At 47.9% G+C, this 3,054-nt stretch carries 3 protein-coding genes and 1 pseudogene; 2 read left to right on the plus strand and 2 right to left on the minus strand.

Features of this window, described 5'->3' with window-relative positions; translation table 11 throughout:
• Window positions 1-464, plus strand: a pseudogene (locus QCH34_RS09775) (carbamoyl-phosphate synthase large subunit); the annotation flags it as partial.
• Window positions 465-495: 31 nt separating this feature from the next.
• Here the strand turns inward: QCH34_RS09775 and QCH34_RS09780 are convergent.
• Window positions 496-1,824 (minus strand): hypothetical protein, encoded by a 1,329-nt coding sequence (locus QCH34_RS09780; protein WP_300333473.1) that lies wholly within the window; start codon window positions 1,822-1,824, stop codon window positions 496-498.
• 71 nt (window positions 1,825-1,895) lie between these two features.
• Complete coding sequence (locus QCH34_RS09785; RefSeq protein ID WP_300333475.1) at window positions 1,896-2,498, minus strand: hypothetical protein; 603 nt, start codon at window positions 2,496-2,498, stop codon at window positions 1,896-1,898.
• A gap of 139 nt (window positions 2,499-2,637) precedes the next feature.
• On the opposite strand from QCH34_RS09785, the gene QCH34_RS09790 reads away from it, so the two are divergent.
• Window positions 2,638-3,054, plus strand: a 417-nt coding sequence (locus tag QCH34_RS09790; protein WP_300333477.1) for an argininosuccinate synthase domain-containing protein, incomplete at its 3' end; no start/stop codon positions are given.

Consider the following 3,054-nt stretch of genomic DNA (forward strand, 5'->3'; position numbering starts at 1 on the left):
GGATTGATTTTGACTTTGGACGTGCCTTTTTTAAGGCAAGCCTTGCTGCTGACAATACTCTCCCTCTACAAGGGCGTATCTTCATCTCCGTTAATGACGACCAGAAAGAGGTCAGCATACCAATAGCACGCAAACTCCAGGATCTCGGGCTTGAGCTCTATGGGACGTCAGGTACAGTCCAGCATCTTGCCCAGGCAGGCATCCGGATGAACCTTGTCCGGAAAGTGCAGGAGGGATCGCCAAATGTCATCGATATGATGCGGAGGGGCGAGATCCAGCTCATAATCAACACACCCTCAGACAAAACATCACGACAGGATCACTACCAGATCATGCGTATTGCCGTTGATTATGGGATCCCCTATATCACAACCATCCCGGCAGCAGATGCTGCTGCAATGGCAATTGAAGCATACAAAAAGAATGAGACGACAATTGAGCCCCTTGGATTCTACCTCCGGTAACCGGGGCTCCTCATAATTTTACAGCCAGATATCAGGTTGTAAATACTTCACTCAACCTCTTTTTCTGCTCGATACCTGATCCCCTCAGGATACATTCTATCTGAACTACAGAGTTCCTTGGAATCTGTAATGTTCCTTCGACAACCCGGCTTTCACCTTCAGGTACAGGTGGAACAGATTCTGATTCAGTGAATATCCAGGGATCAGTCACACCATCTGCAGGATATGCAGTCATATCAACGGTGAGATCACGTGCGGGCCCGGTTCCGGTACTTGAGATAGTACAGTAGACCTGATAGTACGCATACCGCTGATCAGAGTGGACAAGGCGGGCACTAAAGCTCAGATCAGCATCCGGATTTCGAATGGGATGGTGAATAACCGCACCTGTAATCGGCTGTTCAGGACGGTAATTAATATCGTAGAGGCTCTGTATATACGCATTTCTGAATTGGACAGGCAGAGAACCCATGGGGTTGCCCGGGATATTTGATTCGATGTAAATGTAACTTCTACTGAGAACCCCGGGATTATTGTGATAGTAATCCCGGATATTATTATTTTCATCAAGATAATTGCCTTTCAGGATGGTGTCTGCATCCTTCTGGTACAGGTATACCTTATTCGCCTTCTTATCGGCTTCAGTCAGCGGCAGGACAACCGCATAATGCCGTGGCGTTTCAAGAAGCGATGCTTCAATACCGAGGAGACGAAGGAGTGCTGTGAGAAGAATAGCCGTATCCTGGCTGTCACCACCTCCATCGTACAGGGTCTGGAGAGGATACTTTGGATAATCATCATAATCAACAACTGCACCCCACCTGTTATTTGGAAGCGACTGGACAAAGGCAATAACCATATCGCGTCTCTGGTCATCATTGAGATTCCTTGAACCTGCAAGGGAGATGAGATCCTGAATTACGAGATCCAGTTCTGCCCTCCCACGATCGGACATGATGTAATCAGCTGGTCTTGGTTTGTCACGGGGAAGAGTTGCCAGATAATTGTACCGGCTTGCCGGAATATGAATAGTCCAGGTATAAAACGACTCCCCGTAGTACCAACTAAATGAACGGGCGGTATCGCTTGTCTGGAGTTTCACCTGATCAGGCAGTTTTGTATCTACTGTATCAGGCTCATCAATGGGGATCTGGAAGACAACCTGCGTCAGCTGTCCGGAAGGGATGGTGATCTGATCCGGCATTGGCGGAGTCTCCGGAGCCACATCAGGGATAAATGAGGGACCATCCTCCATGTCCCATGGAAGGGAAAAGGGGAGCGCAGGCTGCTGGACAAAAAAACCGATGATGAGAACAACAGCTATTCCCGCTATAACGATGATCAGCTCATCCCTGGGCATATAGATATTCTGATGCCTCAGAGGGTAAATGAGTTGTGATGGAAATAGGTAAGTAGGAAGGGAGAAGGTACTTATCCTGTGCGTAGCAACAGATCCAGTTCACTTCTGAGGATCGGCATTTCGCGGTGGATCTTCATGATTGCAGCCCGCGTTCTCAGAAGTTCTGCATTCTCTTTTGAAGAAAAGAACCCTTCGGGAATTGTATCAAGGCTGTATGCAGCAGAGAGGGCAGTCTGCTCCATTCCCTCAACCAATGTCTTTGCTTCGTTCAGCTCCCTTTTCCAGTCCACATAATTGAATGCGTCATAGAACTGGTCAGCCCTTCTCAGGTGTGCATTATATCGGGAATAATCATCATTCACCACCTTGCTTGCTGATCGGAGTGCATCTGTCCAGATACGATATGCGGTATAGCGTGCCATCAGTTGTTCATCATCTTCAGGCAGCTCCTCCATCGAAGCAAAGAGGATATCAATCTCATAGATCTCATCATCAAGTGTAAAGGTATTTGTCCGGCCTTCGATAATACTGAGTTCTTCAAGTGCATCGTTGGCTGCCTTGATATGTCCAGGGATCTCATTTAAAGGCGTTGCTCCAAACGGGCACCCGGACACCAGTACTCCTGCAAAAAGGAGAGCAATGAATACGATTACATATCGGTAGATGGTCGGCATCTGTTAAGAGAGTGTATATCCGATACTGATGATAGCCTTTGTGGCAGCCGGATTCATTCAACATGAGTTCCGGAAGCCTGAAGAAGAAAGCTCATTGCTTTTGAAAGATTACAATACTGGAAAGGATCAATGTGTTACCATGTCAGAGAAAACCGTAGTATTATCCTTTTCCGGGGGTCTTGACACCTCCATCTGCGTTCCTTTGTTAAAGGAACGGTATGGATATGACCGTGTCGTTACCGTCGCAGTAGATGTCGGCCAGCCGGAAGATGAAGTGAAGATGGCAACAGACAAAGGCGAGCTGATTGCCGATCGCCACTATACCATCGATGCAACGGAAAAGTTTGTTCGGAACCATATATTCCCGGCAATCAAGGCGAATGGCTCCTATGAGGGTTATCCGATGGGAACATCCCTTGCTCGCCCACTGATTGCCGAGGAGACGGTGGCGGTTGCGAAGAAAGAAGGGGCGCTTGCTGTTGCCCATGGGTGTACAGGGAAAGGAAACGATCAGCTCAGGTTCGATTTCATCTTCAGACTGCATGGATATGAGATC

The sequence above is a fragment of the Methanocalculus sp. genome, from assembly GCF_029762515.1.
Classification (GTDB): Archaea; Halobacteriota; Methanomicrobia; order Methanomicrobiales; family Methanocorpusculaceae; genus Methanocalculus.